The organism is Mycobacterium sp. TY815 (assembly GCF_030755135.1).
GTDB lineage: Bacteria > Actinomycetota > Actinomycetes > Mycobacteriales > Mycobacteriaceae > Mycobacterium.
Map to the genome: position 1 here is coordinate 1,177,953 of NZ_JAUFRX010000002.1, position 15,862 is coordinate 1,193,814.

Annotated in this window: 13 protein-coding genes; 8 read left to right on the plus strand and 5 right to left on the minus strand. The window is 66.4% G+C overall.

All coding sequences use genetic code 11. The features are described from left to right. Window positions 1-3 precede the first annotated feature (3 nt). From QXK92_RS24865 to prrB, 5 genes are all read left to right on the plus strand, one after another. Window positions 4-627 carry a TetR/AcrR family transcriptional regulator gene (locus QXK92_RS24865; protein WP_306246025.1) on the plus strand — a complete coding sequence of 208 codons (624 nt, stop codon included), beginning with the start codon at window positions 4-6 and terminating at the stop codon, window positions 625-627. A 104-nt stretch (window positions 628-731) separates the two neighbouring features. Further along, window positions 732-1,346, plus strand: a complete 615-nt coding sequence (locus QXK92_RS24870) for a TetR/AcrR family transcriptional regulator (protein ID WP_306246027.1) — start codon at window positions 732-734, stop codon at window positions 1,344-1,346. 94 nt (window positions 1,347-1,440) lie between these two features. After that, on the plus strand, window positions 1,441-3,114 hold the full coding sequence (locus tag QXK92_RS24875; RefSeq protein ID WP_306246029.1) for an FAD-binding dehydrogenase: 1,674 nt from the start codon (window positions 1,441-1,443) through the stop codon (window positions 3,112-3,114). A gap of 119 nt (window positions 3,115-3,233) precedes the next feature. Then, complete coding sequence (prrA, locus tag QXK92_RS24880) at window positions 3,234-3,935, plus strand: two-component system response regulator PrrA (protein WP_036364553.1); 702 nt, start codon at window positions 3,234-3,236, stop codon at window positions 3,933-3,935. A 25-nt stretch (window positions 3,936-3,960) separates the two neighbouring features. Continuing rightward, complete coding sequence (prrB, locus tag QXK92_RS24885; protein ID WP_306246482.1) at window positions 3,961-5,301, plus strand: two-component system sensor histidine kinase PrrB; 1,341 nt, start codon at window positions 3,961-3,963, stop codon at window positions 5,299-5,301. A gap of 40 nt (window positions 5,302-5,341) precedes the next feature. Here the strand turns inward: prrB and QXK92_RS24890 are convergent, their stop codons facing one another. From QXK92_RS24890 to QXK92_RS24900, 3 genes are read right to left on the minus strand one after another with little or no spacing between them, the layout of a single operon-like run. Beyond that, on the minus strand, window positions 5,342-6,028 hold the full coding sequence (locus tag QXK92_RS24890) for a hypothetical protein (RefSeq protein ID WP_306246483.1): 687 nt from the start codon (window positions 6,026-6,028) through the stop codon (window positions 5,342-5,344). Next, window positions 6,028-7,269, minus strand: coding sequence for a hypothetical protein (locus QXK92_RS24895; protein ID WP_306246031.1), 1,242 nt, complete (start codon window positions 7,267-7,269; stop codon window positions 6,028-6,030). The genes QXK92_RS24890 and QXK92_RS24895 overlap by 1 nt, the downstream gene beginning before the upstream one ends. 13 nt (window positions 7,270-7,282) lie before the next feature. Further along, the gene (locus QXK92_RS24900) at window positions 7,283-8,311 is read right to left on the minus strand and encodes an OmpA family protein (protein ID WP_306246033.1); all 1,029 of its coding nucleotides are present in this window, start codon (window positions 8,309-8,311) and stop codon (window positions 7,283-7,285) included. A gap of 99 nt (window positions 8,312-8,410) precedes the next feature. On the opposite strand from QXK92_RS24900, the gene QXK92_RS24905 reads away from it, so the two are divergent. Both QXK92_RS24905 and QXK92_RS24910 read left to right on the plus strand, forming a co-directional pair. Then, window positions 8,411-8,674, plus strand: a complete 264-nt coding sequence (locus QXK92_RS24905; RefSeq protein ID WP_306246035.1) for a DUF2630 family protein — start codon at window positions 8,411-8,413, stop codon at window positions 8,672-8,674. Window positions 8,675-8,683: 9 nt separating this feature from the next. Next, entirely contained in the window at window positions 8,684-10,234 is a 1,551-nt protein-coding gene (locus QXK92_RS24910; protein WP_306246037.1) for an NAD(P)/FAD-dependent oxidoreductase, read from the plus strand. Between the two features lie 148 nt (window positions 10,235-10,382). Here QXK92_RS24910 and QXK92_RS24915 read toward each other — a convergent pair whose 3' ends face one another. Then, window positions 10,383-11,675 carry a citrate synthase gene (locus tag QXK92_RS24915; protein WP_306246039.1) on the minus strand — a complete coding sequence of 431 codons (1,293 nt, stop codon included), beginning with the start codon at window positions 11,673-11,675 and terminating at the stop codon, window positions 10,383-10,385. Between the two features lie 194 nt (window positions 11,676-11,869). Here QXK92_RS24915 and QXK92_RS24920 point away from each other — a divergent pair, with 194 nt between their 5' ends. After that, complete coding sequence (locus tag QXK92_RS24920; RefSeq protein WP_306246041.1) at window positions 11,870-15,058, plus strand: AAA family ATPase; 3,189 nt, start codon at window positions 11,870-11,872, stop codon at window positions 15,056-15,058. On the opposite strand, the gene QXK92_RS24925 is transcribed toward QXK92_RS24920, so the two are convergent. Next, window positions 15,047-15,826, minus strand: coding sequence for an acyltransferase domain-containing protein (locus tag QXK92_RS24925; RefSeq protein WP_306246043.1), 780 nt, complete (start codon window positions 15,824-15,826; stop codon window positions 15,047-15,049). The two genes, QXK92_RS24920 and QXK92_RS24925, sit on opposite strands and share 12 nt — an antisense overlap. Window positions 15,827-15,862: the final 36 nt, after the last annotated feature.

Here is a 15,862-nt window from a genome sequence, read left to right on the forward strand (position 1 = left end):
CCGATGTCATCAGCGAGCACCGCAAAGGCGACGCGAGTAACCAAACGCCGCGCTGAAACCCGGGGGCGGCTGATCGACGCGGCAATAGAGGTCTTCGCCCAGAAGGGCTACGGACAAGTGACCATCAAGGACGTGTGCACCGCCGCCGGCTACACGCGCGGCGCGTTCTACTCACAGTTCGAAAGCCTCGAAGAGCTGCTGTTCGTCATCTATCACCAGTGGACGAGCCAGATTGCCGAACAGGTGCGCAGCGCCGTGCACGCCGGCGACCCGGTCAACGATCTGCCCGGAATCGTCGCCACCATCGTGGAGACCCTGCTGCTCGAGCGTGAGTGGCTATTGATCAAGGTCGACCTGCTGGCGGTGGCCGCCCGGAAGCCAGAGCTGGCCCAGCGCTGGTCGGTCCACCGCGGCAAGCTGCGGACGACCATCGAGGAGCTGCTCACCGCCCGCGGCATCGGATCGCACGAGTCGATCGGCACGGCAAGCGAGACGGCCCAGGCCATCATCGCCCTCTACGACGGTCTGGCCACTCAGTTACTCCTGGAGAACGACGACGGCGCAGCCCGCGCCAGGCTCATCCAGCTGCTCAACGTAGTGCTGACACCCAGCCGAACCGAGTCCTGAAACCGCGGAGTTTCGGCAAGTCGGTGACATTCACCCCCCAATGTGGCACGTCACGTATCCGATGTGGCAATGTATCGGCTACATAGCGAACAGGGGGTGCACTTATGTCCACTGCAACCACCGCTGCAAAGCCGCCGCGCGTCACCAAACGCCGGGCCGAGACCCGCGCCCGGCTCATGGATGCGGCGTTCCGGGTATTTGCAGAAAAAGGCTACGGCCACGTCACGATCGAGGACGTGTGCGAGGCCGCCGGCTACACCCGCGGCGCGTTCTATTCGCAGTTTGAGAGTTTGGAGGAGTTGTTCTTCCTCCTCTACGACGAGTGGGCGGGCCGCACCGCGGAGCAGGTCCGGGCCGCCATGGAAGGCGCCGACGCGGTCGTCGACCTGTCAGGAGTCGTGGAGCGAATCGTCGACACACTGCTTCTCGAGCGCGACTGGCTGCTGATCAAGTTCGATTTCCTGCTGTATTCGGCGCGCAATCCCGAACTGGCGCACCGCTGGGAGGTCCATCGTGCGCAACTGCGCAAAGTCATCGAGGAACGGCTGATTGCCAGCGGCATCGGCTTCCACAAGGCGATCGACAGCGTCACCGATACGGCTCGCGCCATCATCGCCGCCTACGACGGAGTCAGCGTTCAGCTACTGCTGGACAGTGACCAGGCGGCGGCGCGCGCCTGGCTGACCCAGCTGATGAATGTCGTGCTGACTCGCGATTGACCACCGGTAACGACCCTTCCGATGCGTCTCTGAATATGATACGTTGGTGTATCTAGTTCGTTGGTGAGCGTTTTGCGCACGGAAGGGCTGTCTCATGGACGCTGATGTCATCGTTGTCGGTGCGGGTCTGGCCGGGTTGGTCGCCACCCACGAACTGACCCGGCGCGGCAAGAAGGTCGCGGTGGTTGACCAGGAAAACAAGGCCAACCTGGGCGGTCAAGCGTTCTGGTCGTTCGGCGGCCTGTTCTTGGTCGACACCCCCGAGCAACGCGTGCTGGGGATCAAGGACTCCCTCGAGCTGGCCTGGAACGACTGGTCCGGCAGCGCGGGATTCGATCGCCTCGACGACGAGGATGTATGGGCGGCCAGGTGGGCGCGGGCGTACGTCGAGTTCGCCGCAGGTGAGAAGCGGTCGTACCTGACCGACCTCGGCATCAGGTTCATGCCCACGGTGGGGTGGGCCGAGCGTGGGGATCTGCGTGCCGACGGACACGGAAATTCGGTGCCGCGTTTCCACGTCGCCTGGGGGACGGGCACCGGAGTTGTTGAGCCCTTTGTCAACTCGGCCCTCGACGCCGCACAGGACAACCAGGTCGCGTTCTATCACCGCCATCGCGTGGACGAGCTGGTGTTCACCGACGGCGCGGTCACCGGCATCAGAGGCGCGGTGCTGGCCCCCGACGACGCGGTGCGGGGCGCACCGTCTAACCGCGACGTGGTTGGCGAATTCGAACTGTCGGCGCAGGCCGTGATCATCACGACCGGTGGCATCGGCGGCAATCACGAGATGGTTCGGCGGTACTGGCCGGAGCGGATGGGCACCCCACCGTCGTCGATGATCACCGGAGTCCCGGAATACGTCGATGGACGCATGCTGGACATCGCCCATGACAGCGGCGTCCGCCTCGTCAACCGGGACCGGATGTGGCACTACACCGAGGGCGTCAGGAACTGGGATCCGATCTGGCCCAAGCACGCCATCCGCATCATCCCGGGGCCGTCGTCAATGTGGTTCGACGCGCTCGGCCGCCGGCTGCCGGCGCCGTACCTGCCCGGCTACGACACCCTGGGCACGCTGAAGTACCTGCGAACCAACCCCGAAATCGCGAAGTACGACCACTCCTGGTACGTGCTGACGCAAAAGATCATCAAGAAAGAGTTCGCCCTGTCCGGTTCGGAACAGAACCCCGATATCACCGGGAAGAGCCTGATGAAGGTGCTGCAACAACGCTTCTTCAACAAGGACGCGACGGGTCCGGTGGAGGCGTTCAAGGCCCACGGCGCCGACTTCGTGGTCGCTGACAACCTCGAAGATCTGGTCGCGAAGATGAACGCCCTGACCGACGAACCACTGCTGGACCCGGCCGGCATCCGCGCCCAGCTCGAGTCCCGCGACCTGCAGATCGCCAACCCGTTCTGCAAGGACGTTCAGGTGCAGGGCATCCGCAACGCCCGGCGGGCGCTGGGCGATCGACTGGGCCGGGTCGCCGCGCCGCACCGCATCCTGGACCCGAAAGCCGGGCCGCTGATCGCCGCTAAATTGCACATCCTGACCCGAAAGACGTTGGGCGGCATACAAACTGATTTGCGCTCACGCGCCATGGGCAACGACGGTCAGACCCCCATCCCTGGGCTGTACGCGGCTGGCGAGGTCGCCGGATTCGGCGGCGGCGGGGTGCACGGATACAACGCCCTGGAGGGGACGTTCCTGGGCGGCTGCATCTTCTCCGGCCGGGCCGCGGGCCGCGGCGCCGCGGACGACCTCTAACCCTCGCGAGCAGACACAAACTCCCACCTTAAACGGGTTTTCCGTGCGAGTTTGTGTCTGCTCGCCGGCGGGAGGTGCGCCTCCCACCGCCGTCGCGCACAATCAGGCAAGATAGGCGCATGGACACTGGTGTGAACTCACCTCGGGTCTTGGTGGTCGACGACGACTCCGATGTGCTCGCTTCGCTGGAACGTGGTCTGCGGCTGTCCGGATTCGAGGTGTCGACCGCGGTCGACGGCGCCGAAGCCCTGCGCAGCGCCACCGAGACCCGGCCGGATGCGATCGTTCTCGACATCAATATGCCCGTGCTGGACGGTGTCAGCGTGGTCACCGCGCTGCGAGCCATGGATAACGACGTGCCCGTGTGTGTGCTGAGTGCCCGCAGCTCCGTCGACGACCGGGTGGCCGGGCTGGAAGCCGGCGCCGACGACTACCTGGTCAAGCCATTCGTACTGGCCGAGTTGGTGGCGCGGGTGCGCGCTCTGCTGCGCCGGCGCGGTGCCACCGCCACCTCATCCTCGGAAACCATCACGGTGGGTCCGCTGGAAGTGGATATCCCCGGCCGTCGCGCCCGGGTCAACGGCGTCGACGTCGACCTCACGAAGCGGGAGTTCGACTTACTGGCCGTGCTGGCCGAGCACAAGACAGCGGTACTGTCCCGCGCGCAACTGCTGGAACTGGTCTGGGGCTACGACTTCGCCGCCGACACCAACGTCGTCGACGTCTTTATCGGATACCTGCGGCGCAAGCTGGAGGCCAACGGCGGCCCGCGGCTTCTGCACACCGTCCGCGGAGTCGGTTTCGTGCTCAGGATGCAATGAGCGCGGTAGGTGCCTGATGGTGGCAGTGAATATCCTGTCGCGAATCTTCGCCCGCACGCCGTCGCTCCGGACTCGGGTGGTGGTCGCGACGGTCATCGGCGCTGCCATCCCGGTGCTGATTGTCGGCGCCGTCGTCTGGGTGGGCATCACGAAGGACCGCAAGGAACGCCTCGACCGCCGGCTGGATGAGGCCGCGGGCTTCGCCATCCCGTTCGTGCCCCGTGGCCTGGATGAGATACCGCGCTCCCCCAACGACCAGGACGCGCTGATCACCGTCCGCCGTGGCAACGTGATCAAGTCGAACACCGACATCAACCTGCCGAAATTGCAGGCCGACTACGCCGATACCTTCATCCACGGGGTGCGTTACCGGGTGCGCACGGTCGAGATTCCGGGCCCGGAACCCACCTCGGTTGCCGTCGCCGCGACGTATGACGCCACCTATGCCGAGACCAACAACTTGCATCGGCGCGTGCTGTTGATCTGTACCTTGGCCATCGGCGCAGCAGCCGTATTCGCTTGGCTGCTCGCTGCTTTCGCGGTGCGACCATTCAAACAACTCGCCGAACAGACTCGGTCGATCGATGCGGGTGACGAAGCCCCGAGGGTTGAAGTGCATGGCGCCAGCGAAGCCGTCGAGATCGCCGAAGCCATGCGGGGGATGCTGCAACGCATCTGGAACGAGCAGAACCGGACGCAGGAGGCGCTGGCCTCGGCCCGCGACTTCGCCGCGGTCTCCTCGCACGAGCTGCGTACCCCGCTGACCGCGATGCGGACCAACCTCGAGGTACTGGCGACCCTCGACCTACCCGACGACCAACGCAAAGAAGTGCTCAGCGACGTGATCCGCACCCAGTCGCGGATCGAGGCGACGCTGAGCGCGCTCGAACGGTTGGCCCAGGGCGAACTGTCCACCTCCGACGACCATGTGCCCGTAGACATCACCGATCTGCTCGACCGCGCGGCCCACGACGCTACCCGCATCTATCCCGATCTCGATGTCTCCCTCGTGCCTTCGCCGACCTGCATCATCGTCGGGATGCCGGCCGGGTTGCGGCTGGCAGTCGACAACGCCATCGCCAACGCCGTCAAGCATGGTGGCGCCACCCACGTCCAGCTGTCCGCGGTCAGCTCGCGGGCCGGGGTCGAGATCGCCATCGACGACGACGGCAGTGGGGTGCCCGAGCAGGAGCGCCAAGTCGTGTTCGAGCGGTTCTCCAGGGGCTCGACGGCGTCGCATTCAGGGTCCGGTCTCGGGCTGGCTCTGGTCGCCCAGCAGGCAGACCTGCACGGGGGGACCGCATCGCTGGAGAGCAGCCCGCTGGGCGGGGCGCGCCTGGTGTTGCGGCTTCCCGGGCCGAGTTAGCGGCTCGCGCCATACCCCCCGCGCCTGGGACGTCTCCGGGTCAGCCTTTTCGCGTGCTCCTGCACCATGGCGTGAAAAACGCGCGGGTGGCGAATCCCTCGTCCTGGAACCAGACTTGGGCTTCCGTGTCGTCGTAGCACTCGTCCTCGGGGGTAAAGAAGAGCCGAGAATCCATGCGTCCCTTGATCGTCCACCCCTCAGGCCCGCTGCCGTCGAGGTTGGCGCGCATCGAACCGGGACCGTAGGGCGCGTACGGCATCAGCGGGAGCACCACCGTCTGCGCCTCACTGCTGACGGGAATCTTCTCCGTTTCGGCATCTTTCGGCACCGGCCTGCGCCTGGGCGGAGCACCTTTTGGCCTCGCCTTCTTGGCGGGTACCTTCTTTGCCGGCCTCTTGCGCGGGACCGGAATCCGTTCCGTCGCAGGATCATTGGAGATAGCGATTCGTTCTGTAGCCGCGTCGGCGGAAATTGGCTTTCGTTTTCTCGGCGGCGCCTTGGAGACGGCTTTCTTCTTCGCCGGTCCCGGTTTGGCGGCGGGCAGCTTCTTCGTCGGCGCTTCGACGGCAGCGCTTTTCATCGCCGGCTCAGGCTTGGGGCGCGGTCGCGGTTCGGCAAGAACCCAGGCCGGCACCTGGGTTTTGGTGGGTCGCACCATCAAAGTGAACGTCAGTACCATGCCGAGTCCGAACGACACGCCTGCCAGCCACCAATGCACGTGGGCGATCACCGCTTCACTCCGATTCCCGGCCATTGAGACGGCGGGCCCGGCCATTGTGGCTGCCGCATTTCGGATTCGGGTGTTTCGGCCTCGTCGTCCTCGGCCGCGTCGGGGCTAGGCCACTGCGACGCGGACCCGGACCACTGCGGCTCTAACTGTTCGGGCTCGGGGTGTGACGCATCGGACACCTCGGGCTCAGGTGCCGGCTCTGGTTCCGGTTCCGGTTCCGGCTCCTCGGCAACTTCGGCAAGCGACTGGACAATCTCCGGCTCCACGGCCTGCGAACCGGGCCATTGCGAGGTGGGTCCGGGCCACTGCGGCTGCGGCAGCACCGGGTGGGATGCTGGCACCTCCGCAACCTCGGGCACGGGCTGGGGTTCGGGTTCGGGCTCGGGCTGGGGTTCGGGTTCGTCGGCGACTTCGGCTACCGGCTGCACGATCTCCGGCTCCACGATCTGGGGGCCTGGCCATTGTGGCTGCGCGAGCTCCGGCTCGGGTTCATAGACCTCGGCGACCTCGCGGGTCTCAGGCGCGACTTCCGGCTGTGGCGCGGGCACGGGTTCCGGCTCTGCGACGTCAACCGCCGGCTCCGCACTCTCCGGCTCCACGATCTGGGGGCCGGGCCACTGCGGCCGCGCCAACTCGTGCTCGGGTTCAGCTACCTCCGCGACCTCGAGGGGTTCAGGCGCGGATTGCGGTCCTGCGACCTCTTCCGGCGGCTCAGCGATCTCCGGCTCGACGGTCTCAGGTTCCGACCCGGCAGCAACCGCAGGCTCAAGCTCAGCGGCCTCAGACTCGGCCTCGGGTTCCGGCTCGGGCTCGGGCTCGGGCTCCGCGACCTCCGCAACCGGCTCTGCAAGCTCCGCCTCAACCGTCCCAGGTTCCGACGCCTCGGCAACCTCGGACTCGGCATGCGAGGGCTCGGACGCCGGTACCGCGGCATTCTCGGTGGCCGGCTGGACGGAGTCAGGCCAGAGCAACTGCTCAAACGTCTCGGACTCTTCTGCCGACGCCACAACGGGCCCGGTGAGCAGAGGCTGCGGCACCCCGCTCTCGGTCACGGACTCGACGGCCGGCTGCGGTTCGGCCGCCTCGGGAACCGCTTCCGCGACTGGCTCGGGGGCAATCTCCTCGGGCGCCGGTTTCGGCTTGTCGGACTTGATCAGCAGGGCGGCGATCCCGTAGGCAACGGCCGACCCGGCTACGAAAGCAGCCAGGTAGACCAACCACTGGATCAGGAAACCCATGCTTGATTCTCCCCTAGCTCACCACAAGCTCGGCGCGCCGGTTCTTCGCGCGCCCCTCGGCCGTGTCGTTACTGGCTATCGGATTGGAGGAGCCCAGACCCTTGGCCGTCACGCGATCGCGGGATACCCCGTTGGCGATGAGGTACTCGGCGACGGCGGTGGCCCGCTGAGCACTCAGCGGAATGTTGATGCCTTCGGCGCTGGCGTTGTCGGTGTATCCGTTGACCGTGATGCGGGCGGCCGGGCATGCCTTCAGCTGGTCGGCAACCCGGATGAGGATCTGGTTGTCGTCCGGAGTGAGGCTCACCCCGTCACTGCCGAAGGAGAGCGGACCACCCGTCATCTTGTTGAGAACCGCCTGCAGGTCGTTGCACGCCCCCGGGCCGGGAGGGGGCACGGCAGTCGCCTGCGGCGCGTTCGGGGTGATCTGGCCCCTGGCCACGATCGCGTTGGCCACGTTCACGCCCGGCCAGACGCTGACCACCGCACGTTCCACGGCGTCCTTTTGATCCGGCGATGCGGTGCCGCCCAGCGTGACGGTGTCTTTCTCGACCTTCAGGCTGAAATCGGGGATCGGCGCGCCCGCGGTGAAGACCGGTTCTGCGTTGGTGAAGTCGAGGGTGCGCACCAGGGGGTCGATATGAATCTGGTCGATGACACTGACGCCGGGCGGCATGAGCGCTTTGAGCGCTTTCATCAGAGCCGCTTTAGCGTTGTCATCCGGGAAGTCGCCGATCAGTGTGATGCTGTTGCCGCTGCGGCTGATCGAGACCAGCGACAGCGACAGGCTGGGGGCGCTCGAGTTGTTGTTCGGACCGACAGGCGCAGCGGTGAGTGTCGGTAGGTCACCGGTCGGCGCGTTCACGCCCATCGGCCGCTCGTATGCGCCAAATCCGATCAATGCCAGCAGAAACGGGATGACTGCGACACCGATCAACCAGGGGCGGCCGGGCCGCTGACGGCGATACCGCGGGGTGCGCTGAGCCTGGTCAATGTGACCAGCGGGCGCGGGCGCTTCGTCCACCCCCACATCTGGACCCACCATCGCTCCTCACTAAACCGCCGTCATTCGCGCTTCCAGGCGATATGAGCCTACCGAGTCCCCATACGATCCCGGGGGAACGTGGGGCAGACTGGTGCGATGGCCGACGCAAACAAATCGACGGACAGTGACGCCCTGGCGCATATCCGCGAACTGGTCGCTCAGGAAAAGGCGCTGCGCGCGCAGGTGCAGCAGGGCGCGATCTCCAGCGAAGAGGAACAAGAGCGGCTCCGCCGCCTGGAAGTCGAGCTCGATCAGTGCTGGGACTTGCTGCGGCAGCGCCGGGCCCTGCGGGAAACCGGCGGAGACCCGCGTGACGCCACCGTGCGTCCGGCCGACGAGGTCGAAGGCTACATCAATTAGCGCCTGCCGATGGCTGACGCCGATTTCGATGTAGTCATCGTCGGTGGCGGCCACAACGGCCTGGTCGCCGCCGCCTATCTGGCCCGGGCGGGCTTACGGGTCCGACTTCTCGAGCGGCTGCCACAAATCGGCGGGGCCACGGTGTCTGCCCAGCTCTTCGAGGGTGTCGACGTCCGGCTGTCGCGTTACTCGTATCTGGTGAGTCTGCTGCCATCGCGCATTCTCGACGACCTCGGCGCGCGCGTGCGACTGGCCCCGCGGCCGTACTCGTCTTACACACCGGACCCGGCAACATCTGGACGCACGGGTCTCCTCGTCGGGCCGGCCGGCAGCTTCGGCGCGGTCGGAGCGGCGGACGATGAGCGCGGTTTCGCCGCCTTCTACCAGCGGTGTGGGCTGGTCACCAGGCGCCTGTGGCCCACCCTGCTCGAACCGTTGCGCACCCGCACGCAGTCCCGCCGACTCGTCGAGGCCAACGGTGATGCGGACGCGGCAGCAGCTTGGCGTGCGATGGTCGACGAACCGATCGGGCACGCCATCGCCGACGCCGTATCCAGCGACCTGGTGCGCGGCGTGATCGCCACCGACGCGCTGGTCGGCACCTTCGCACGCCTGGATGACCAATCACTGATCCAGAACATCTGCTTCCTGTATCACCTGCTCGGCGGTGGCACCGGGGACTGGAATGTCCCGGTGGGCGGCATGGGCGCGGTGTCGTCGGCACTGGCCGCCGCCGCCACCCGGTACGGAGCCGAGATATCAACTGCCGCCGAGGTTTTCGCGCTCGATCCCGCTGGCGAAGTGCGCTTTCACAGCCGTGGGGACGAACACCGGGTCCGCTGTCGTTTCATACTGGCCGGCGTCGGACCGGCGGTGCTGGCCCGCTTGCTCGGTGAGCCGGTGCCACCGGTGGCCCCGGGTCCGCAAGTCAAGGTCAACATGGTGCTCCGCCGACTGCCGCGCCTTCGCGACCGCAGTGTGCGCCCAGAGCATGCTTTCGCCGGCACGTTTCACGTCAACGAGACCTGGTCCCAACTCGATGCCGGCTACCTGCGTGCGACGTCGGGTCAGCTGCCGGATCCGTTGCCATGCGAGGCCTACTGCCACTCGCTGACCGATCCGAGCATCGTCTCGCCCGCACTGCCCGGCGTCCAGACGATGACAGTGTTCGGCTTCCACGCCCCGGCGGCCGGGACGCCCGACCCCGGCCGGTGGCGCCAGCAGCTCACTGAGGCGGTGCTGACTTCGTTGAATTCCGTTCTGGCCGAACCGATTCAGGATGTCCTGCTGCCAGATGCGCACGGCCGACCCTGTCTGGAAACAACCACCACACTGGATCTGGAGGACCGGCTGGCGATGACCGCGGGCAATATCTTCCACGGTGCGCTGTCGTGGCCGTTCGCGGAAGACGACGACCCGCTGGACACACCGTCCCGGCGGTGGGGCGTCGCCACCGCACACGATCGAATCATGCTGTGCGGTTCAGCAGCCCGCCGCGGCGGGGCGGTCTCGGGCATCGGCGGGCACAACGCCGCCATGGCCGTGCTGGCCTCGCTGTAATGGGACGGCCATTCCGCGGGCGCCGCCCCTTCCCGCCACCACAAGCAAAAGCGCCCCGGAACGCATGTTCCAGGGCGCCTTGGCGTTCCCCCGCGAGCGGGTGAGGGTACCTCCTGTAGGGGGCGTGCCCCTTGCTCGCGCTGCGTGACTAGCGGCCGTCGATCCCGACGTAGTCACGCTCGGTGTAGCCGGTGTAGATCTGGCGCGGGCGGCCGATCTTGCTGTCGCCCTCGTCGTGCATCTCACGCCAGTGCGCGATCCAGCCCGGCAGGCGGCCCAGCGCGAACAGCACGGTGAACATGCGGACCGGGAAGCCCAGCGCCCGGTAAATCAGGCCGGTGTAGAAGTCGACGTTCGGGTAGAGCTTGCGCTCGATGAAGTAGTCGTCGGTCAGCGCCGCTTCTTCCAGCTGCTTGGCGATGTCCAACAGCGGGTCGCCGCCGAGCTTGGCCAGGATCTTGTCGGCCTGCTCTTTGACGATCCGGGCCCGCGGGTCGTAGTTCTTGTAGACGCGGTGGCCGAAGCCCATCAGCTTGACACCGGCCTCGCGGTTCTTCACCTTGCGGACGAACTCGCCCACGTCGTCGCCGCTCTCGCGGATCTGCTCGAGCATCTCGAGCACCGCCTGGTTGGCGCCACCGTGCAACGGGCCCCACAGGGCGTTGATGCCGCCGGAGATCGACGTGAACAGGTTGGCCTGGGAGGACCCGACGAGCCGCACGGTCGACGTCGAACAGTTCTGCTCGTGGTCGGCGTGCAGGATCAGCAGCATGTCGAGGGCGCGGACAACCTCGGGGTCAGCCTGATACGGCTCGGCCGGCAGCCCGAACGTCATCCGCAGGAAGTTCTCCACCAGGGTCAGCGAGTTGTCCGGGTACAGGAACGGCTGACCCACCGACTTCTTGTAGGCGTAGGCCGCGATGGTCGGCAACTTAGCCAGCAGCCGGATGGTGGACAGCTCGACCTGGTGGTTGTCGGTCGGGTCGAGCGAGTCCGGGTAGTACGCCGACAGCGCGTTGACCGTGCTGGACAGCACCGGCATCGGATGAGCGTTGCGCGGGAATCCGTCGAAGAAGCGCTTGAGGTCCTCGTGCAGCATCGTGTGCAGCTGGATGCGCTGGGTGAACTCGGCCAGCTGGTCGGTGGTTGGCAGCTCGCCGTAGATCAGCAGATACGAGACCTCGATGAAGGTGGACTTCTCGGCCAGCTGGTCGATCGGGTAGCCGCGGTAGCGCAGGATGCCGGCGTCACCGTCGATGTAGGTGATCGCGCTCTTGCAGCTGGCGGTGTTGACGAAGCCGTTGTCGAAGGTGGTGTGCCCCGTCTTCGACAGCAGCGGACCCAGCGCAATGCCGTCGGCACCTTCGGTTGCATGGACGACCTTCAGGTCGATCTCGCCCCCCGGGTACTTCAGAGTTGCGGTGTCGTCGGTGTCGCCCACGAGAACCCCTTTGCGCTCAGGCTTTGATATGGCTGGCCGCCCTAGGTCCGGCATCGGTGCACTAGGTGCGTATAGGTGAAGGTAGTCGTTATCTCGACGGCGTGCCTTCCCGGGGTCGGATCTGCACGCCAGGCGCTCGATGCAGAAACCAGAACTTGCGTCAACGTGCTGGTTAGCGCGCCTATCCTTGGGCAATGACTGCGTGCGGGTCATGCGGTAACGACCTGCGGGCGAGCGCCCGGTTCTGCGACCAGTGCGGTGCCCCCGCGGCTCTTCCAGGCGACACCGCCAACTACAAGCAGGTCACGGTGCTGTTCGCCGACGTGGTGCGCTCGATGGACCTGGCGGCCGCCCTGGACATCGAGCGCCTGCGTGAAGTGATGACCGAGCTGGTGCAGCGGTCGGCGGCGGTAGTGCAACGCTTCGGCGGGACGGTGGAATACAACGGCGACGGCGTGATGGCACTGTTCGGGGCACCGGTGGCGTTGGAGGATCACGCCCTGCGTGGGTGCCTGGCCGCGCTGGCCATCCAGGACGCGGCTGCCGCGCTGGCGGCCGAGGTGGCGCGTCGGGACGGCGTGAACCTGCAACTGCGAGTGGGCCTGAATTCGGGCCGGGTCATCGCGGGTGAGATCGCGCTGGGATACGCCGCGACCGGAGAATCGGTCGGGCTGGCGCAGCGGATGGAATCCGCCGCGCCACCGGGCGGGATTCTGCTGTCGGAGTCAACGGCGAGACTGGTCGAAAACGCCGCTGTGCTTGGTGAGCCGGAGTGGGTTCGCGTCAAAGGGGCCGAGGAGCCGCTGCCCGCGCGTCGACTGTCGGCGATTTCCCGCCGGGATGCTTCCGCAGGTCGGGCCGAGGCGAACCTGGTCGGCCGGCGCTGGGAGATGGCGGCCCTGGACGCCATGGTGGACCGGGCGGTCGGAGGATACGGCGGCGTCGTGACGGTGGTGGGACCGCCCGGCATAGGCAAGAGCCGGGTCGCCCGCGAGGTCGCGGCACGCGCCGCCCACCGCGGGGTCGAGGTGTTCTGGACGTTTTGCGAGTCGCACGCCGGTGACGTCTCCTTCGGCGTGGTGGCACGGCTGCTGCGAGCGGCCAGTAACTCCGCCGACCTCGACGGCGAGGCCGCCCGGGTGCAGTTGCGGGCAACCGTGCCGCCGAACATCAACCCGCAGGACCTGTTGCTGCTCGACGATCTGCTGGGCATCGCGGATCCCGATGTGGCCCTGCCTCAAATCGACCCCGATGCGCGGCGGCGCAGATTGACCGAACTGGTCAACATGACCTCGCTTGCGCGCACTGCGCCAGCGCTTTTCATCATCGAGGACGCACACTGGATCGACGCGGCCAGCGAGTCGATGGTGGCCGACTTTCTGAGCGTCATACCCCGCACCCCATCGCTGGTGCTGATCACCTATCGCCCCGAGTACGAGGGAATGCTGACGCGCGTTGCCGGCGCGCAGAGCATCTCGCTTGCGCCTCTGGCCGATTCGGACACCGCGGCGTTGCTGGACGAGTTGCTGGGCTCTCATCCGTCGGTCGGCGACCTTGCGCCGATCATCGCCGACCGAGCCGCGGGAAACCCGTTCTTCACCGAGGAGATGGTGCGCGAGTTGGTGCAGCGCGGAGCGCTGGCCGGTAAGCGCGGCAGCTACGTCTGTTCCGCCGGTGTCGCCGAACTGAGTGTGCCGGCCACCGTGCAAGCGGCCATCGCGGCACGCATCGACCGGCTGAACCCGGCTACACGGCAGACATTGAACGCGGCGTCGGTGATCGGTGCCCGATTTGAGGCCGAACTGCTTTCGGTGCTGGGCATCGAGCCGTGGGTCGAGGAGTTGCTTCATGCGGAACTCATCGAACAGGTGCGATTCGACCGCAACGCCGAGTACGCCTTTCGCCATCCGCTCATCCACGCGGTGGCTTACGAATCGCAGTTGAAGGCCGATCGCGCTGAGTGGCACCGGCGACTGGCGACCGCCATCGAGTCGACCAGCAAGATCATGGCCGACCAGAATGCCGCACTGATCGCCGAGCACTGGGAGGCCGCCGGCGATCTGGCCGCGGCGTACGCCTGGCATATGCGCGCCGGAGTGCGGTCGGCCACCATCGACGTTCGCGCCGCGCGGGTCAATTGGGAACGGGCGATGCGCATCGCCGACCTGCTTCCCTCTGAAGAACCCGATCAGCAGGCGATGCGGATCGCACCCCGCATGATGCTGTGTGCCGTCAGCTGGCAAGCCATCCAGGAATCTCGCGGACTTTTCGAGGAGCTGCGGGAGCTGTGTACCGCGGCCGGAGACAAGGTCTCACTGGCCATCGGCATGACCGGACTGGAAACGGAGTTGATGTACAGCGGGCAGACCCGCGAGGGATCGCGGCTGGCATCCGAACAGATGGCGATGCTCGCGTCAATCGATGATCCCTCTCCGACAATAGGTTTGGCGTTCATCGCGTTCAACAACTGGTTCGACGCAGGGGAATTCGGTGAAATCGTGCGATGGTCGCAGACCGTCATCGAACTGGCTGACGGCGATCCCGTCAAGGGTGCCGAGTTCGGTTTCGGATCACCCCTTGCGGCAACGCTGGCGTGGCGCGGCGTTGCCGGATGGTGGGTGGGCCTGCCTGGCTGGAAACAGGATCTGCTGGCCGCCTCCGACATGGCCCGGCAAAGCGATCCGACAACTCACGCCATGGTCGCGGGCTGGACCCACGGCCTGCCGATCACCTACGGGGTGTTACGACCGGAAGACTCCGCAATGCACGAACTCGAGGCGGCGGTGCAGACCGCCGAGGGGTCCAGCGCCGCCGCGCTGAGCATCGTCAAGTACGGACTGGCGATCGCGCTGCTGCACCGTGACACCGAAGCCGAGCATGACCGCGGGCTGGAACTGATGCTGCAGGTCCGCGAGATGTGGTTGCGCGAACCCATTCCCTTCCTGGTTCCGGTCGCTGAGTTGTGGGTCGCCCGGGACAAGGCTCGCCGGGGTGAATTCGACGCTCCTATCCAGGTGATGCGCAAGACGGTCGACGAGTTACGCCGGGCGGGTCGGCCCTTCTTCGAACTTCTGGGCATCGGCTTTCTGGTGGAGACGCTGCTGGAGCGCGGCGCAGACGGTGACGTGGCCGAAGCGCAGGGAGCGTTGACACGCTTGGAAAGCATTGGTGCGCCAGAGGATTGGGCCATGCGCAAGATCACGCTGCTGCGGTTGCGCGCGCTGATGGCTCGTGCGTGCGGCGACGACGACGCTTACCGGAAGCTGTTGGATCGCTATCGCAGCATGGCCCAAGCGCTTGGCTTCGACGGGCATATCGCGTGGGCGGATGTCATGGCCGCCAGAACTGCCGATTACCGGAGTGCTCATCGGTCAGATACCTGAAGGCCCGGCAGCAATCACGGTGGAGACCGCACGCTCCCCCAAGAACTGCTCGATGCCGGCAATCAGCGCCGGGTGCGGGCTGCATTCCAGGAAAGTCCGGTAGCCCCTTGTACATGACCACCGCACGGCTTCGTTGAACAGGGGGGCTTGCCCCATGTTGGCCAACCAGTAGTCGGCGTCGAGGATCGCCGTGTCCAGACCGGCGCCAGTGACCGACGAAATGAACGGGATGTCAGCGCTTCGAGGCCGCATTCGGGAAAGGGACGTGCGCAACCTCTGCCGCAGCGTGTCCACATCGACGCAATCGTTGTCCGGAGCAGGTCCAATCACATTGCTGCACAGAGTCACTACTCGCGCGGCGTCGCGCAGCGATAACCCACCCGCAACGTATGCCGCCGCGACTTCACCCAGGCGCTGACCTATCACCGCGTCCGGATGTATTCCCATCGCACGCCACTGCGCAGCAAGCGACACCGTCACCCCAAACAGCACCGGCGGTGCCACATCGACGCGATCCGGCACGGGACAACCAGCGCCGCCGAGCACTGTCTCGAGCAGCGACCACTCGACGAACTCGGCGAAAGCGTCGTCGCAGAGCCGCAGTTGGGCCCTGAAGGCGTGCGCGGATTCCACCGCCGCGATTGTGCCGCGAGCCGGCCAGGAACCCTGGCCGGGGAACACGAACACCGTTCCGCCGGCCGCAATGGCCTTCTCGGTCGGATGTTCGGTACCTACACCCGTAAGGGCGGTGAAGGTCGCTGCGTTCACAGGCCTCAATTGGCGGCTCACGCAGTCAGCATGTCC

Bases quoted from the DNA above. Each gene is read 5' to 3' on its own strand.
- QXK92_RS24865 (WP_306246025.1), top strand. From the start codon at position 4: ATGTCATCAGCGAGCACCGCAAAGGCGACGCGAGTAACCAAACGCCGC.
- QXK92_RS24870 (WP_306246027.1), top strand. From the start codon at position 732: ATGTCCACTGCAACCACCGCTGCAAAGCCGCCGCGCGTCACCAAACGC.
- QXK92_RS24875 (WP_306246029.1), top strand. From the start codon at position 1,441: ATGGACGCTGATGTCATCGTTGTCGGTGCGGGTCTGGCCGGGTTGGTC.
- prrA (WP_036364553.1), top strand. From the start codon at position 3,234: ATGGACACTGGTGTGAACTCACCTCGGGTCTTGGTGGTCGACGACGAC.
- QXK92_RS24895 (WP_306246031.1), bottom strand. From the start codon at position 7,269: ATGGGTTTCCTGATCCAGTGGTTGGTCTACCTGGCTGCTTTCGTAGCC.
- QXK92_RS24905 (WP_306246035.1), top strand. From the start codon at position 8,411: ATGGCCGACGCAAACAAATCGACGGACAGTGACGCCCTGGCGCATATC.
- QXK92_RS24910 (WP_306246037.1), top strand. From the start codon at position 8,684: ATGGCTGACGCCGATTTCGATGTAGTCATCGTCGGTGGCGGCCACAAC.
- QXK92_RS24920 (WP_306246041.1), top strand. From the start codon at position 11,870: ATGACTGCGTGCGGGTCATGCGGTAACGACCTGCGGGCGAGCGCCCGG.